This is a genomic window from Pseudoalteromonas arctica, from assembly GCF_012927645.1.
Lineage (GTDB): Bacteria > Pseudomonadota > Gammaproteobacteria > Enterobacterales > Alteromonadaceae > Pseudoalteromonas > Pseudoalteromonas arctica_A.
Genome location: NZ_JABBMT010000050.1, coordinates 1 through 16,318, shown reverse-complemented (window position 1 = coordinate 16,318; position 16,318 = coordinate 1). Strand labels below are relative to the sequence as shown.

16 protein-coding genes and 1 pseudogene are annotated in these 16,318 nt (G+C 38.8%); 7 read left to right on the top strand and 10 right to left on the bottom strand.

Translation table 11 applies throughout. From position 1 onward, the window contains the following. Positions 1–311: 311 nt before the first annotated feature. The 4 genes from greB (at position 312) to HHO47_RS18215 (ending at position 4,372) form a co-directional block, all read left to right on the top strand. Positions 312–791: a transcription elongation factor GreB gene (gene greB, locus HHO47_RS18230; protein WP_169021582.1), complete on the top strand. Its 480-nt coding sequence runs from the start codon at positions 312–314 to the stop codon at positions 789–791. A gap of 144 nt (positions 792–935) precedes the next feature. Then, positions 936–1,244: a hypothetical protein gene (locus tag HHO47_RS18225; protein ID WP_169021581.1), complete on the top strand. Its 309-nt coding sequence runs from the start codon at positions 936–938 to the stop codon at positions 1,242–1,244. Between the two features lie 49 nt (positions 1,245–1,293). Beyond that, on the top strand, positions 1,294–1,875 hold the full coding sequence (locus HHO47_RS18220) for a CBS domain-containing protein (protein WP_169021580.1): 582 nt from the start codon (positions 1,294–1,296) through the stop codon (positions 1,873–1,875). 163 nt (positions 1,876–2,038) lie between these two features. Further along, positions 2,039–4,372: a Tex family protein gene (locus tag HHO47_RS18215; protein WP_169021579.1), complete on the top strand. Its 2,334-nt coding sequence runs from the start codon at positions 2,039–2,041 to the stop codon at positions 4,370–4,372. Positions 4,373–4,625: 253 nt separating this feature from the next. Here HHO47_RS18215 and HHO47_RS18210 read toward each other — a convergent pair whose 3' ends face one another. From HHO47_RS18210 to bioH, 3 genes are all read right to left on the bottom strand, one after another. Then, a complete protein-coding gene (locus tag HHO47_RS18210) occupies positions 4,626–5,504 on the bottom strand; it encodes a putative metalloprotease CJM1_0395 family protein (protein WP_169021578.1) in 879 nt (292 codons plus the stop codon). Positions 5,505–5,510: 6 nt separating this feature from the next. Beyond that, complete coding sequence (locus HHO47_RS18205; RefSeq protein WP_169021577.1) at positions 5,511–5,819, bottom strand: hypothetical protein; 309 nt, start codon at positions 5,817–5,819, stop codon at positions 5,511–5,513. A 100-nt stretch (positions 5,820–5,919) separates the two neighbouring features. Continuing rightward, positions 5,920–6,657 (bottom strand): pimeloyl-ACP methyl ester esterase BioH, encoded by a 738-nt coding sequence (bioH, locus tag HHO47_RS18200; RefSeq protein ID WP_169021576.1) that lies wholly within the window; start codon positions 6,655–6,657, stop codon positions 5,920–5,922. Positions 6,658–6,715: 58 nt separating this feature from the next. On the opposite strand from bioH, the gene HHO47_RS18195 reads away from it, so the two are divergent. Further along, positions 6,716–7,417 carry a ComF family protein gene (locus tag HHO47_RS18195; RefSeq protein ID WP_169021575.1) on the top strand — a complete coding sequence of 234 codons (702 nt, stop codon included), beginning with the start codon at positions 6,716–6,718 and terminating at the stop codon, positions 7,415–7,417. Between the two features lie 11 nt (positions 7,418–7,428). Here HHO47_RS18195 and HHO47_RS18190 read toward each other — a convergent pair whose 3' ends face one another. Next, the gene (locus tag HHO47_RS18190) at positions 7,429–9,981 is read right to left on the bottom strand and encodes a M14 metallopeptidase family protein (RefSeq protein ID WP_169021574.1); all 2,553 of its coding nucleotides are present in this window, start codon (positions 9,979–9,981) and stop codon (positions 7,429–7,431) included. Between the two features lie 415 nt (positions 9,982–10,396). On the opposite strand from HHO47_RS18190, the gene nfuA reads away from it, so the two are divergent. Both nfuA and HHO47_RS18180 read left to right on the top strand, forming a co-directional pair. After that, on the top strand, positions 10,397–10,972 hold the full coding sequence (gene nfuA / locus HHO47_RS18185; protein WP_169021573.1) for a Fe-S biogenesis protein NfuA: 576 nt from the start codon (positions 10,397–10,399) through the stop codon (positions 10,970–10,972). A gap of 12 nt (positions 10,973–10,984) precedes the next feature. After that, entirely contained in the window at positions 10,985–11,257 is a 273-nt protein-coding gene (locus HHO47_RS18180) for a hypothetical protein (protein ID WP_169021572.1), read from the top strand. 2 nt (positions 11,258–11,259) lie between these two features. Here the strand turns inward: HHO47_RS18180 and HHO47_RS18175 are convergent, their stop codons facing one another. The 6 genes and pseudogenes from HHO47_RS18175 to HHO47_RS19475 all read right to left on the bottom strand — a co-directional run bounded on the left by HHO47_RS18175 (position 11,260) and on the right by HHO47_RS19475 (position 15,994). After that, positions 11,260–11,709, bottom strand: a complete 450-nt coding sequence (locus HHO47_RS18175; protein ID WP_248291048.1) for a hypothetical protein — start codon at positions 11,707–11,709, stop codon at positions 11,260–11,262. Positions 11,710–11,717: 8 nt separating this feature from the next. Then, entirely contained in the window at positions 11,718–12,014 is a 297-nt protein-coding gene (locus HHO47_RS19825; protein ID WP_432651942.1) for a hypothetical protein, read from the bottom strand. 13 nt (positions 12,015–12,027) lie between these two features. Further along, positions 12,028–14,082 (bottom strand): ABC transporter permease, encoded by a 2,055-nt coding sequence (locus tag HHO47_RS18170; RefSeq protein ID WP_169021571.1) that lies wholly within the window; start codon positions 14,080–14,082, stop codon positions 12,028–12,030. Continuing rightward, on the bottom strand, positions 14,083–14,754 hold the full coding sequence (locus HHO47_RS18165) for an ABC transporter ATP-binding protein (RefSeq protein ID WP_169021570.1): 672 nt from the start codon (positions 14,752–14,754) through the stop codon (positions 14,083–14,085). Then, positions 14,747–15,241, bottom strand: a pseudogene (locus tag HHO47_RS19480) (HlyD family efflux transporter periplasmic adaptor subunit); the annotation flags it as partial. The gene HHO47_RS18165 and the pseudogene HHO47_RS19480, both read right to left, overlap by 8 nt. Positions 15,242–15,253: 12 nt before the next feature. Next, the gene (locus HHO47_RS19475) at positions 15,254–15,994 is read right to left on the bottom strand and encodes an HlyD family secretion protein (RefSeq protein WP_248291046.1); all 741 of its coding nucleotides are present in this window, start codon (positions 15,992–15,994) and stop codon (positions 15,254–15,256) included. Positions 15,995–16,318 lie beyond the last annotated feature (324 nt).

Below are 16,318 nucleotides of genomic sequence, written 5' to 3'. Positions count from 1 at the left end.
TGATAGTTGAGCGGTTATCTTTTACAAGTTCTAAATGGGAGAATAAGGACATAAGGAATATAAAGTTATGAAATTTATAGTATTAGATCATAAATTATAAATATTTACAAAGTATGATCCTGCCCTGTCTATTCAACCGTTATTGGTTGAAACGATCGGAGCTCGGAGCAGGCATTTAGTTCAATTTCTTAAACGAGATTCAGGTTATTTAGTATAATGATGTAATAACAATGAGGTGAATAGAAATAAAACCTTATTTATTAAATCCTTGTCATTTAAACGTTCAAAATTAATTATTTAAAGAGATTGGTGTGAAAACTAATTTAGTCACCCGCGAAGGGTATTTACAGTTACAACAAGAACACGATCATTTATGGAATGTAAAACGTCCAGAAGTCACTAAAATAGTAAGTTGGGCAGCCAGTTTAGGAGACCGTTCTGAGAATGCTGATTATCAGTACAATAAACGTTTACTGCGTCAAATCGATCGTCGCGTGCGGTATTTGCGCAAACGCATGCCGGATCTAAAAATAATTGATTATTCACCGCAACAAGCAGGTAAAGTGTTTTTTGGTGCGTGGGTTGAAATAGAAAATGAACAAAGTGAAGTGCTGAAGTTTCGCATTGTTGGCCCTGACGAGATTTATGACCGTAAAGATTATATCTCGATTGATTCGCCGATGGCACGCGCACTATTGAAAAAACAAGTGGATGATGAATTTTATGTTACAACTCCGCAGGGCAAGAAAGAGTGGTACGTTAACAGCATTAGCTACCCAGGAGCTTCATAAACTCTCAGTAAAGCGATAGATCTCCCCCTCTCATTATTCAGATAAGGTTAATTATTGATTGTCTAAAGTGAATTAGTAGACTATAAATAAAAGTACTCAAGTAAAGCATTTCGCGCTTGAGTTGAATATTAGAAGGTAGTAGTTATGTCAAACGTAATACATCGCATAGTAAGTCATGCCATGTTATTTACACTCTTAATGAGTGTAAGTTTGACTGTACTTGCTCAAGGTTTTGATGACCACGATCATTTATCCCCAACCGCAAACTATGTTGCTTGTGACATTCCTGACCAAGCTAATCTTGACGTTGACTTAGACACACACGTTGACGGGATCTCTATCAGGGTGCTTCAACCACTCCCTGAAAACATTTTATCACTTTATGTGAGCAGCACTTTCGTACAACCTTTTAGCTATGCATACCAGCGTGGACCACCGGCTTATTTTATTTAATTTATCGTTTAAAACTTGATTAAATTTAATAACATAATTGGTGATTACTATGGCTAACTTTAAAGAACTTCGTACTCAAGATATTTCTAAAGGCGTTTTATCTCACACTTACCGTGACACTCAGCCGTTAATTGATTTAACGTCTCCGGCTTTGAAAATGGTCAATAATTTTACTCAAAAAGACCCGCTACGTGCTCATTTTGAAACCAGCATTGTTGATGCATTAAAACAGATCACTAGCCAACATACAGACTTTATTTTAGTAGTAGATGACAAAGAAAAATTACTTGGTATAGCATCTAGTGCTGATCTACAAAGCTCAAAAATTATGATTTTAGCACAGCGCTTAAATGTACCTCGCAACGAAGTTAACTTACTTCATGTAATGGCACCACTTAGCCACTTAACTGGCGTAAGTATGCAAAGCTTAAGTTATGCTTGTATTGGTGATGCACTACAAACAATGGAACAAAACGGTATCATGTTTTTACTAGTTACTACCGCGCATAATGAAATTTGTGGTTTAATTTCAGCTCGAGAAATTGCTAAAACATTACAAATTCCGTTACATATCACCCCTATCGCGCACAGTTTTAGTGAAGTAATGCAACATATTGAACACCCTCATTAAGCACTGATACATGTTTAATTGAACCATCTCTTTAAAAGGCCTTAAAGTATATAAATAGCATACTTTAAGGCCTTTTTATTAAGCCCTGCTGTGATATTATTCAAGCAATTAATTACGCCAAAACTACCGTTCTGGTCTTCAAATTGTTTAATAAGGTTTTTGCATGAGCAATATCTCTGCACGTTTAGCCACTGAGCTGAATGCTCAAGAGCAACAAGTTATAGCTGCTACAAAATTACTCGATGAAGGTTCAACAGTGCCTTTTATTGCCCGCTATCGTAAAGAAGTAACGGGTGGTTTAGACGATACCCAATTACGATTGTTAGAGCAGCGTTTATCGTATTTAAGAGAGCTGGAAGAACGTAGAGCCTTCATTCTTTCGACGATTAAAGCACAAGATAAACTCACCACCAGCTTAGCTGCCGATATTAATAATGCGGATAGCAAGACTGAACTTGAAGATTTATATTTACCTTACAAAGCTAAGCGCCGCACTAAGGGGCAAATTGCTATTGAAGCTGGTCTTGAGCCGTTAGCGAATGCTTTATTTAATGATGCTTCTTTAGATCCTGAGCAACAAGCTGCTGGCTACCTAAATGCAGAAGCCGGCTTTGCTGATGAAAAAGCAGCTCTGGATGGCGCTAAATTTATTTTAATGGAACGCTTTGCTGAAGATGCCAAACTGCTCGCAAAATTTCGTACTCACATCAGTCAGCATGGTCAAATCGAAGCAAGCTTAATCAAAGGCCAAGAACAAGCTGGCGCTAAATACCGCGATTATTTTGAGCATCAAGAAGCACTTAAAAAAATACCTTCACACCGTGCTTTAGCCATGTTGCGCGCGCGTAACGAGGGTATTTTACAGTTAACAATTAATCCTGAGCCAAGTTCAGAAAACCCGGTCCATATGTGTGCCATGATGATTGCTGATCACTACCGCCTTGATATTAACAACCAAGTAGCCAGCCCGTGGTTACTCACTGTAGTGCAATGGGCTTGGAAAATTAAACTAGGCTTACATTTAGAAAACGAATTTTTAGCAGCCATGCGTGAAAAAGCTGAAACAGGCGCTATCGATGTGTTCGCTAAAAACTTAAAAGACTTACTTATGGCTGCCCCTGCTGGCCCTCGTACAACGTTAGGTCTCGATCCAGGCCTGCGCACTGGCTGTAAAATTGCCGTGGTTGATAGCACTGGTAAGTTATTAGCCACACAAACTATCTTCCCACATGCACCACAAAATCATTGGGATAAATCAGCACGAACGCTAGAGCAGTTATGTCGCCAACATAAAGTCGAGTTAATCGCTATTGGTAACGGCACCGCTTCACGCGAATCAGACAAACTGGTTGCTGAATTAATCAAAGCAAATAGCGAGTTAAAACTCAATAAAATTATGGTCAGTGAAGCTGGCGCATCGGTGTATTCAGCATCAGAATTTGCTGCTAATGAATTTCCTGATTTAGATGTGTCGTTACGTGGTGCGGTTTCAATTGCGCGTCGTTTACAAGATCCACTTGCTGAACTTGTAAAAGTGGAGCCTAAATCAATTGGTGTAGGTCAATATCAGCACGATGTATCACAAAGCCAACTAGGGCAAACTCTGACTTCTGTTGTTGAAGATTGTGTGAACTCGGTAGGTGTAGATTTAAATATGGCCTCAGTGCCATTGCTTGCACGTGTTTCAGGGTTAAATAAAACCTTAGCGCAAAATATTGTTAACTATCGCGATGCTAACGGTTCATTCACTAAACGCTCAGAGCTAAAGAAAGTAGAGCGTTTAGGGCCAAAAGCATTTGAACAAGCCGCCGGTTTCTTAAAAATTAGTAATGGCAGCGACCCACTTGATAAATCATCAGTTCACCCTGAAGCTTACCCCGTTGTTAAGCGTATTTGCGAGCAAAATAGCCTCGATGTAAATACCCTAATTGGCAACTCAGAGCTGCTGAATAAGTTAGTTGCCAATGACTACATTGATGAGAAATTTGGTTTGCCAACGGTCACCGACATAATCAGCGAACTTGATAAACCCGGACGCGACCCTCGTCCTGATTTCAAAACCGCTGAATTTAAAGCTGGTGTTGAAAAAATCAGTGACTTAAAGCCAGGGATGATTTTAGAAGGCGTGGTTTCAAACGTAGCTAACTTTGGTGCTTTTGTTGATGTGGGTGTGCACCAAGATGGTTTAGTACATATTTCAGCGATCACTAATAAGTTTATCTCTGATCCGCGTGAAGTAGTTAAGGCGGGTGATATTGTAAAAGTAAAAGTAGTGGAAGTTGACGCTGCCCGTAAACGCATTAGTTTTACCATGCGTTTAGACGAGGACATTGATACCAGCAATAAACCTGCTCCATCAGTCAGTCAAAAGCCGCACGCTAATAATCGTAACAATGCTCAGCAACCTCGCGCTGCAAAACCAAAACGCGATACCGGTAATGCGATGATGGGTAATGCATTTGCCGATGCCTTCGCAAATGCAAAAGTGAAAAAGTAACAGGTAAACAATAACGCCACAAACTCAGTTTGTGGCGTTTGCAATTCTGCTATTTAAATCTGATTTAAAAGTAATAACGAAATACTGCTGCGCGATGTCAGCGTATTCATCTGTGTCACTGTAGGAAGCAGCAAACGTTATTTTTCAGCGACAGCGTAATTTATACTCGCTTTTAACAGGAGGTTATTTTCACTTTCAGCATCATGCAAACGTACATAACCAGCACCTACACCATGTAAGCGCTCATAACCAACTATATGGTTGCAGAAAAGCCAGACTGTCCATAAGGCGAGGTGGCGGCTTGATAAAACTGCGCAATGCGACCTGCACGCTGCTCAACTTCAATATCGCGCTTAGCCGTTGCGGTTTCCGATTCAGCAGTAGCTGCAACTTTCTCATCCTTTGTAAATTCGTTATCTACTTTGAACGATGCTGATTGCGTACTGCTTTCATCATCACTGTCTATATTACTAAGCTCTGCTTGCGCTGCAGCGAGCTTTTGAGTGGCATCCGCGGCAATCGAACGATCAGCACCAGAAGGCTCTGCTGGCGCTAAAGCTGCAGCACGTACCGTTTGCATTTTCTCTATTGTAGCTCGCGGATCACCTGCTATTTCAGCAACGTCAATTTGTACTTCGCCACCAACGGCGTAATTGGTACCATCAGGTCCGCGTTGGTACTCATAACTTGGCGAACCTGCGTGTTGACCACCAACTGATGAGTGAGCTTGCTCATGAATACGTACTTCAGTATCACGCGCTTTTAGCTCTTTGATTTGCTCAGCGTCTTGTTGCTCTTGCTGAGCTACTTGCTCTTTTTGCTTTGCTTCTTTCTCTGTATCTTGTTGTTGCTGCTCATTTTGCTTTGGGTTTTGCTCTGCATCTCCCTGTTGACGCTCTTGAATTACTTTTTCGTCGACAAGCCTCCCCTTGGCATCGTAAGTGCCGGTATCATTGGTGCCGGGTTGTTTAGTTTTTTCATTATCACCGAGCGCTTTGTTTTCAGCATTAGTCGGTTTTGTAGCTGCAGGTGGCGGGATAGCTTCCCGAAGCTGGTTGTCACGCCGAGCGGTTTCCGTATAAACATTTGCGGTGTTTATGTTAATGTTTGGAAATGGCGTGACAATGTTCATGGCAAATTAAACACGAATATCAATCAAAGTCCCCAGCACTTCGTCTGCGGTTTGAATTGATTGCGTATTGGCTTTGGCATTAAACTCTTCAACCTTTAGGTTAACCAAGGCTTCATCAATACGTGGGGGTTGTGACACAGGAGCGGTTACCGCTTCTTCCGAACGAGCAGCTTGCAGTTGGCGCTGTTGGGCAAGCTGAGCGTCATCTTGTTGCTCAATGCTGGCGCGATTTATTTCTGCGCTGGCTTTCTCGATACCCTGACTGGCACGATTAAAACCTTCAACACCGTTATTAAACACAGATCCGATTGGCATACAACACCTCCACCAGTGATATATTGGTTAATTATCGCTCATAAAACAGTCAAAATAAAGCTTTACTGCAGAGTTTTTCAAACCACTGTAAAGTTACTTTTCAAAGCATTGATTTGACGGCAGATAAAAACTCTTTTTTATGAGATATAAAAGGTGCGTGTGACGCTTTATCGATCACTTCATACTCAAAGTCACGTTTTAAAGCTTTCATTTTGGTTACTGCCCGATACGGAACTAATGCATCTAAACGGCCAAATACAGCACGGATCGGCACTGAACAACAGGCAAAAGCATCGCGTAAATCATCTTGCTGTAAAATATCCAAACCAGCCGTTAATGCACACTCTTGTGGAGCCGGAAATTTATTGAGTAACTGTTTAAGTTGTTTAATATCATCTCGGGCATTTTCACTGCCCATCGCCTGTATTGCCAAAAAGCGATCGATGGTTTTCTCACGATGAGTGACTAGCTGCTCTTTAAATGCAGCTAATACATTTGCTTTAATACCTGGCCAATCATCGCCTTCAGCAAACAATGGAGTTGCAGCAACTAATATCACTTTTGCGACTTTTTCAGGCCAGTGCTTTGCAATATAAACAGCAAATAAACCACCTAAAGACCAGCCCATTAAGGTAGTGTTTGGCTGTAATTGATTGCTTAATTGTAATGCCGCGGCATGCAAAGTATACGGCTTTGGCGATGTTTGATTATTACCGTAACCGGGTAAATCAACACTGCGTACTGTATCGTTATGCATAAATTGAAGATCGGGCAAGATCAACTGCCATACACCTTGATTCATCCCCCAACCATGTAATAACACCAGCTCATTTTGCATTTTTTATAACCTTGCTCCAAACTTAGCGCTCATAATAGCGTTTGAGAGAATGAATGCAATGACTGCTTTTCATCAATGTTTTCAACAGCTGGGCGATTGGTTTTTTCCTTCTGTTTGTGTGCAATGCCAAAGTATTATCTGTACCAAACATAGTTTATGCGAACATTGTTTGGCTGATTTGCCGCTATTAGATATAACCACACATGCTAATTTACTGTATCGCCCAGATGTGGTTGAGTTATTTCCTGATTGCCAATTCGATCACCTGTTCGCTTGCGCGTGGTATCGTCCCCCTTTCGATGGTTGGCTCACGCAACTTAAATTTAATAACCAAATTCATTATAAAAACGCATTGTCGTTAATTATTAGCCAACAACTGACTGTTAGTAAAAAAAATAGCGAAATATGGCCAGATTTATTTATTATTTTACCTTTGCATCAGCAGCGTTTTTTAAAACGAGGCTTTAACCAAGTATCACAATGCTGGTTGCCATGTTTAGCAAATGAAAATATTGATTGTCAGTGTTTACAACGTACAAAAAAAACCCAAGCACAGTCATCACTCAGCAAAGCTAAACGAGTAAAAAACTTACATGGCGCATTTATATGTAATACCGATATGAGCGGAAAAACAGTTGCTATCATTGATGATGTGATGACGACAGGAGCAACGCTTAATGCAGCTACCGCCGCCCTTAAAAAGGCTGGTGCTAAGCAAGTTTGGGCATTTGTAACCTGCTTAACACCTTTAGAACATTAATACTTAGCTAGTTAATCGGCATTCGCTCTAAATGTGTGACCAAAAAACAATGCATTGCTCAATAAACGGCTGGTGCCGTACCAATAGCCCCTAAATACCGGATCATCTGTCATACCAATCACACTGCCACGACCATACGAATGTGCCACTAAACCAGCCGCTCCCGCTACTTGCTCAACATTCACATCATCGGTAAAGCCCGCTAGTAATGGCTTTTGCGTATACTGCAACACATTTACAAATGGTGCAGCTGACATTTCAAGTAACCAAGTACTATTTTTAAATACTGGTAATGTGTCACGCTGTAATGAAAAAGTAAGTGGGTGCGTTAAATCGGCTTTAGTATTAAATATCGCTCCAGCAATACGTTGACGCCCAGCTAGATGATCTTTATCACCATAGTTTAAGCCATCCGTTTTGAAGGCACTAGCAACATCTCGGCGTGATAAATAACTGGTTTTTAATAGTTGTTGATCGACTAAAAACTTAGCCCCACCTTTGTGGCCCCAAATAACTCCACCTTTACGTACCCACGTTTTAATTGCTATTTTGTCAGCATCTGAAAGCTTATTGTAATTTCCATGAGCCAAAACAATGTGGCTGTAATCACTAAGTTCAAGCTCACCAAAACGTTCCATTTCCACAATGGTAGGTGCCACACCAACAAAGCGATCTAAGTAATACCACACTTCACCTACTTCATATTGACTAGTCCCTTGGCCACCAACGAGTAATACTTTCGGCGCTTTAACTACCGCTAACATCCGCGAGCCTAAATCGACCCCCTTTGCCGTTAAGCCAGAAGTAATAGGCGTAATCGCAATACCAAACTCATTTTGTGCACTATTTAATAACGACACCCATTGCGGATTTTTTTGAATCCCAGCAGGAATAATAATACTACCCGCAGCAAATTCCTGTGTACTTGCAAGCGATTTAGCTGATAACGGGCTGAGCGCCACACGAGCTTGCACACCTTGCTGTAATAATTTATTAAGCATTTTCGGAGCTAAATAATTATCCCATTTAAAGCCAAACGCATACTGTGCATCTAACTCAGCAAATTTTGGTTTTTCAGGCTGTTGCCATGCATTTTTACTAACGTCTAAGCCCCAGCCACTTTTGATTGCTGCAAACTCCAAGTTAAAAGCGTGGGCTAACGTCCAGCCGGATACATCATAAAAAGTGTTATCAACAAAACGCTTTTGCTCACTAAAAATGGCTTTAACTAAGCGATATTGCGGCTGGGCTAATGGCACAAAATAACTTTTCGCAGAAAAATTCTTACCATCCGCTTTTACTGCTTTATTAAGTGGATAAGCTTTGATCTGATGCTGTTTCAATAAATCTAAAAAAAGTGCGCTACGTGTTGTATCTGCACCGTCTTGCACTACATAACCTTTATAATCTTCATCATTAGCAAGCTCTATAGCATTATTGTAAAAACTAGCTTGGTAATCGAGTAATGCTTGGCGATTATCTATCGCAGCCTGAAATGTAGATAGGCTCGTAAGCAGCTGGTTTTTAATCGTAAATGCAAAACTCAGCGGTCCATTTATGGTTTCTTGCAGATGACCACGAGAACTTGCTTGCTCAAATAAAATACCCACACCACCATTTACATCTGGATAAGTTGAACCTTTGCCATAGTAAAAATCATCAAAGCTTTCTTCGGTAAAATATAACGCGTTATGTTCATCCAATGTTTTGGCATGATAGTTACCTATCGCCTTAGTAAGGCTAACATTTTCATCCGGCGTAATTGGATGCTTACGTGATGGAATACCTGGCTGAAAGAAAAAAGTGCTATTGGGACCCATTTCATGGAAATCAGTAAGAATATTGGGTTTCCAGTAATGAAACTTAGTAATACGAGCACGTGATTCAGGGTGTTGTAGCAGCAACCAATCACGATTTAAATCAAACCAGTAATGGTTAGTACGGCTGTTTGGCCAGCTTTCAATATGCTCCCGAGTGTGTGGATCAGACGATAAGTTCATACCGCGATTACTATTCGCCCAATTCGCAAAGCGCGCTAAACCATCGGGGTTTAATGAAGGATCGAGTAAAATAACCGTGTTATTTAATAGCGTATCAATTTCTTTACCTTGCGCCGCAGCTAAATAATAAGCCACCAGCAAGGCTGAATTACTACCAGAGGATTCATTGCCATGAACGCTATAACCCATCCAAACGACCGCTGGCTGATCGGTTTCTTTGGCTTTTTCTGGATCGGCTAAACGGGCCAAGTGCGCCTTACGTGTTTGCTCCACATTCGCCAACTTATCAGCTGCGGTGATAGTTAGCATAACGAGCGGGCGCTGCTCATGGGTACGACCAATGACTTCAAAATTAATGCGGTCACTTTTTTGTGCCAATATTTCCATATAACGAACGAGTTGATCATGACGTACGTGCCATTGCCCGACTTCATAGCCTAAAACCTGCTCCGGAGTGGGAATAGTTGGATCAAATTTCACATCATCATTGAAATAATAGGAAAGCGGTTGTGCTAAACAAGAAAAGCTTAGCAATAGTGTAAAGATTGTTATTATCAAACGCATATAAAATACTCAGCAAATGGTCAATGTTTGCACGCTACCATTGCTTAAAATAGATGCCAACTTTTTACGCTCAACACTGGCGACAACGCGATGAGCGGAGTATGATAACCAGTATCCGAGTAATGAAGAGCGTGTTGACCTTTCAGGATTGGATTTGTTCAACCTAGGTGTGCCTTAATCGAGGCGCGAGGACTATAGCATAGTTTTTCTATGTAAAGTCCGAGCAACAAAGAGTAAGGCATTCCTAGACAGAACCCTTAGGGCAGCGCGTGTTTGGCTTTTAAATTGCGTTATCACACGATTTATGTAGTGAATGAACTACATTACACGTGTTCCGCCTTGCCTAAAAACCAAACACACTGCTGCAAAGGCAATCTCGAAAGGCCAGCACGCTCTATACAGTATAGTTGTTTTTATGATTTCTATTTCCGAAACCGCACAATCACATTTTGCAAAATTATTAGCTGACCAAGCTGAAAAAACAAATATTCGCGTATTTGTTGTTAACCCGGGCACATCACAAGCGGAATGTGGTGTATCTTACTGCCCTGAAGATGCAGTAGAAGCCACCGATATTCGTCTTCCTTTTAACGGCTTTGACGCTGTAGTTGACACAGAAAGCGCGCCATTTTTAGAAGAAGCTGAAATTGATTTCGTTACCGATAAAATGGGCACCCAGTTAACACTTAAAGCCCCCAATGCTAAAGCCCGTAAAATCGGTGATGACGCAAGCCTTAACGAACGTATTCAGCACATGCTAGAGACCGAAGTTAACCCTCAGCTTGCTAACCATGGCGGCCAAGTAAGCCTTGTAGAAATAACTGCTGAAGGTATTGCTGTTCTTCAATTTGGCGGTGGCTGTAATGGTTGCTCTATGATCGATGTCACGCTAAAAGAAGGCATTGAAAAAGAAATGATTGCTAAGTTTGATGAGATCACCGGTGTTGCTGATATCACCGATCACAAAGCTGGCGATCATTCTTACTATTAATCGCTCATAATCATGTTAAAGCGGCTGATATATCGCTTAGGCTCTGAACCTAAGCTCAGCTTAAAACGCTTTTTACGCGGCCTAGCACTGTTTGTGCTGGCCGTGGTATTTATTGCCATCGGCTATTATAGCCACTACAGCTTACAAATCATCGGCTTAGTAATTTTAGCCATCGCACTATTCTGCGCCGCGTGGGGTTATTTAGGCATTTTTGCAAACCGCTTCTCGCAAGTGCTAGACAGAAAAAATTCCCGTCCAGAAGAAGACCCAGATCTTTGGAAATAAGACTAGTCCTTTAATGTATACACTTCGTTTATGATGGTAATTTTATGAATTGATAACTTATCTTTTGGAAATTTAGCATCAAGTAAAGCTATTTTTTCTTCTTGCTGCCGACATGGTTCACATGGCCCAATCGCTTCATCTATTGAGGTGTGAAATAAAGTGTAATCGTGTGCACTAAAATCAACTTTTGTATTTAAAAGAGTGAGCAAGTCACTTTTTGATTGCTCGCTGTTTGGTAGTACTTCTCTTTTTCTAAAGATTGATAAGATATTTTGTAGGTAACTGTCTGAATAATGGATAAGCTGGCCTTTGCTATTAAATAAAAAAAGCTGAGGTGCAGTGTTATTTATAGGGCTTGCGACTATTTGTCGGTGTGTAAACTCGTAATTTTCAGCCATACAATTGCCCGCAAACAACAAACCAGCTGACATTACCAAATATCTATATTTCATAATTTTCCTTAACTCAGGTTTTTCCAAGATGTATTTAATATATTTTTAATTTCGGTAAAAAACACAATGATCACAAAGGATAGTGCGACTAAGTGAAGTAACGTAATTACAGGTATGTCTATTAAATCGACTTTAAAAAGAAAGGGTTTTAGTTTATCAATATTAATATAAGCGCAGACTAAAATAATAGAATGGGCAACGCACAAGATGAAGAAAAACAGCTTACAAAAAGACCATACTATTTCTTTAGTACGTGCACCGAGAGCCCGCTTTAAGGAAATTTCTGTTGCAGATTTACTAGCCAATTGCTTTACACTATTAAAGCAATACAATAAGGCGCTGAGTAAAAGAACCAATGAACAAGTTATAGTTATAACTAAAATTGCTCTTCTTGGTTGTGCTTCTTTTTTTTACCAATTCAGACAGTTCAACGATTGTTAAGTTTTTTAGGTAAGGACTAATATTCGCAGTAATACCCATCATTTTTTGTGTGAAATTGGCTGGCATAACCCCGCTACCTTTAACGACGATACTTTCAAAACCTGTTATCGCACTAATAAGTGTATAAATAGTGGGCTTCACTGGCGTATCACTACCTTTTATATAAATATTCTCAACGACCCCGACAATCTTATATTTTACTTTTTCATTCCCAAAGTCAGTGAGTAAGTAGGCTTGGCCTAAATCTGTATTCGCAAAGTATTGATCCCAAAGTGCTTGATTAACGACTATATTGCTATATTGCCCCCAAGATAGACTATTGCCCATTATTAGCCGTGTGCCAATCGTATCGAAATAATTTGGGCTAACTCTGTGATTTGAGGTTTGTGCATTTTTACTTGAGGTGACGGCGTTACCTGACAATGTATACCAACGACTAAATGCACTACGGTCAGTTAAAGGAGGGACATTAGTTAATGCGGCTGACTCAATATAATCTAAAGAATTCAGCTGTAGCAGCAATTGCTGTGCTGAATTATCTGCCATAAAACTATGTTCTGGCGAGGATGGAAAGTCAAAACTGGCAATATATAGGTTTTTATTTTTAAAACCTATATTATGATTGTTTAAATTAGTCTGGCTTATTATTACCAAATAACTTACGTAAATACTTGATATTGCAAGACTGATTAAAAATGATAACAAAGTAAACACTTGCAATTTTTCACTCAAAGAAGCGCTACTACCACGTCCAATATGAGTTATGGTCGTTTTATCTTGTAGGAAATTTAATGTCAGCAGGTATACGATAAAGCTCATTAATAGAGTAGTTAAAGTAATAACGTTTGCCATAACGTTAAAAGTGTTGATCGTCGGCATAGTTAAATATGCCAACTTACTTGTTAAAGGTGTAAAAATAACCACCATAAAAATAAGGTAACAAGCTAACAAGATCACTTCGATATAGTTTTGCAACACTATATGTTTTTTATTTGCTCCACATAACTGTCGTATGACGACTTCTTTTTTCTTATCGATACATTGTGTGGCATAAAATGCCGAAAACGATACCAAGCTGAAAGCAAATAAAATACCAAATAATATGGCTAATAAATCAACTCTTTTTGACACTGTTTGAAACTGTTCAGGATCAACACCTACTGACTTACTAAGCATTAATTTTGTATTGTCAAAAATGAATAATTCTTTTTTCAGATATGCATCAAAATTGATTATAAAGTTTTCTAAGTCAGTAATATTACCAAGCACATAAGTGAAAGTATCAGGTGTTAACTCCTGCTCATTAGGCAGTAATTCAGCAAGTTGATGGTAAGGTAATAATAAATCAGTAGAACTATCTCGCCTTAGAGATTTGAAACCTGCATTTAACACCGCGACTATTTTAGTACTTTTACCATTAATAATAATTTGTTTATCTATTACAGCCAGATCACTGTTTAGATTGTTTTTCCAATAGTTAAAACTAACAGCAGTTATTAAACTACTGCCCGTAGATGCCATGCTGAATGCCCTCAGTGACCCTAAATGAGTATCGATAGCTAATTTACTAATAGTATTAGAGACAAAACTTACTTTGGTCGCTTGCTCTTCTTCTGCCATAATTTTTTTTGTACTTAATTGCAGCGTTCTTTCGAACATACCTACTAAATACGGAAATTGATTATGAAGTTCGTCAAATATGAATTTATCAACCGGTAAATTGCTTGTTTGATCATGTATAAATATCTGGTGGATAATTTCGGTATTTTCAATGGAGGTAAATTCGGTTGATAAAAACGTATTTTCAATTGCTTTTAAATTTAAAATGAAACATAAGGGAATAATTAGCAAGGCACTACTTAGCAATAACTTCCAAGATAGAAGTTGATATTTAAACCAATTTAATGTGATGTCGGTAAGTAATTTCTGCATTTAATCTATTAACTTACCATCGTGCATCCGTAACCTGCGCTTCGCATGTTTAGCATAAGTTTCATCATGGGTAATTAAGCAAATCGTATTACCCTGTTCATTTAATTGCTCTAAAAGTTCATAAACAAGCTGGCTATTGTTTGAATCTAAATTCCCTGTGGGTTCATCTGCCAGTATTATTGATGGTTGATTTATTAATGCCCTAGCAATGGCCACACGCTGTTGTTGGCCACCTGAAAGCTGATTCGGTTTTTTATTTAAAAATTCCTCCATCGAAACTCGTTTTAGTGCCTCTTGTACTTTCGCTTTATACTCACTTCGTTTAACCGTATTATTGTAAGTTAAGGGTAACGCCACGTTATCAAATATTGTTAAATGACTAAGCAAATTAAAATTTTGAAATACAAAGCCTATTTCTCTATTTTTGACCGTTGCGATAGAGTCATTTGTTAAGTCTTGAGTATTTATTCCTGATAGTAAGTAATTTCCATTAGAAGGCTTGTTCATAAGTCCTAATATCGAAAGTAGAGTACTTTTCCCGCTCCCTGAAGTACCTGTAATAGCAATGTAATCACCTTTACTTACAGTGAAATTAACATCTTCTAGCGTGTTTTTTGTATTACTAGAATACTTGAATGAAACATTTTCAAATGTTATGAGAGGCTTAATCATGAGAAGAGCCTAGGTTAAAGTCTATTATTTCTTGCTTTGTATATTTATCGGGTATTAGCAGCACATAATTACCACTTAACTTTTCTTCGAAACTCAATTGGCTACTATCAACCTCATGGTAATTAATACGAGTAAGTACAGCTTGGTTATTAGCGTTAACTTCAAAAATATTCCAATGTTTGAAATCGTTGAAATCATGTGGTTTTTGTATATTGTAAGTTGCTTGCTGCTGTGCGGTATAAATATTCGCTTCAATTGCTTGGTCGCTTCGAAGCCAATTAGGCGTTACTGAATTAAGCGTTAGAAAGACATTGATCGAGCCATTTCTAATGACTGTATCTATATAATCCACTTTTGCTTGAATGCGACCCGAAGGTGTTATGATTTCAGCAGCTTGGCCTCTTTCTAATTGATCGGAAGAATACTGTGGAACTTGTACTTTCGCTAATAAGTTATTGGTTTCTATCAACTCAAATAAAGATTGCCCTTGTTTAACAACCTACCCTAATTTACTACTATTTTGACTTATCACACCATCAAATTGAGCAGTTAAAATCAATTTTGATTGTTTTTTGTTTAGATATTCAAGCTGATTTTGAGCAAGTTTGATTTTATTAGCGTATGCGATCAATTGCTGCTCGTAGGCATCTTTAAAAAGAGCTAACTCTGCTTTTTTAGCCTCAACTTCTAATTCATTTTGTTCAAATTGCATACGGATTTGTTTAAAACGAATAGATGAAATAATGCCTTTTTCTGCAAGTGCTTCGTTTGCATTTAGTTCAAGCTTTTGCTGTTTAAGCTGCATGACCGAGTTTGCCAATTCAGACTGAACTTGCGATAGTCGTATCGCTAAATTACTTTTATCTATAGATACTTGTGAAGATATATTTAATAATTCTAATTGTGCAGTATGTATTTTTTGCTCTAAATCATAGTTATTTAGTTCTGCTAGTATATCTCCGCGTTTGATGGTTTGCCCTTCGCGGATATTTAAAAGCTTTATGGTGCCATCTGAAGGCGCAGAAACAAGCTCTCTTTGCGTAGGTTGTATAGTACCAATCCCTTTTAATATTTTACTTTCGCTTGTTGAAGCTATTTTAATCGGTTTAAGATATTCTTCTGGGATAGTATCCTTACTTAACCAGCTAAGGTACAAAAAGGCAGCACCAATAGAAATTATTAACGGAATTAAGAATCTTTTTAACGGTTTTCTTTTTTTTGTAATTAGATGCTGTTTCATAACTACCTGTATGAGTTATGTAAATTTTAACAATAGCGAATTTAGCTATTTCTATTATATCAATTTCAAAATACCCAAAACAATTACAAATGTAAATATTTAATTTAAGTTAGTTACGGGAGCCGGGTTTATGAAGAGCGAACCGACGATCTTCGGGTTATATAGCAACATCAAGATCTTCACTAAATTTCAGACATAAAAAACACTCATTAAGAGTGTCGATTCATTCTTACAATTTATTTCAGTTGGTTGCGGGAGCCGGATTTGAATAGGTGGCCTTTGCTGGCTAATGGAGAGCTGAGACCGACGAGCTATTTATTTCAC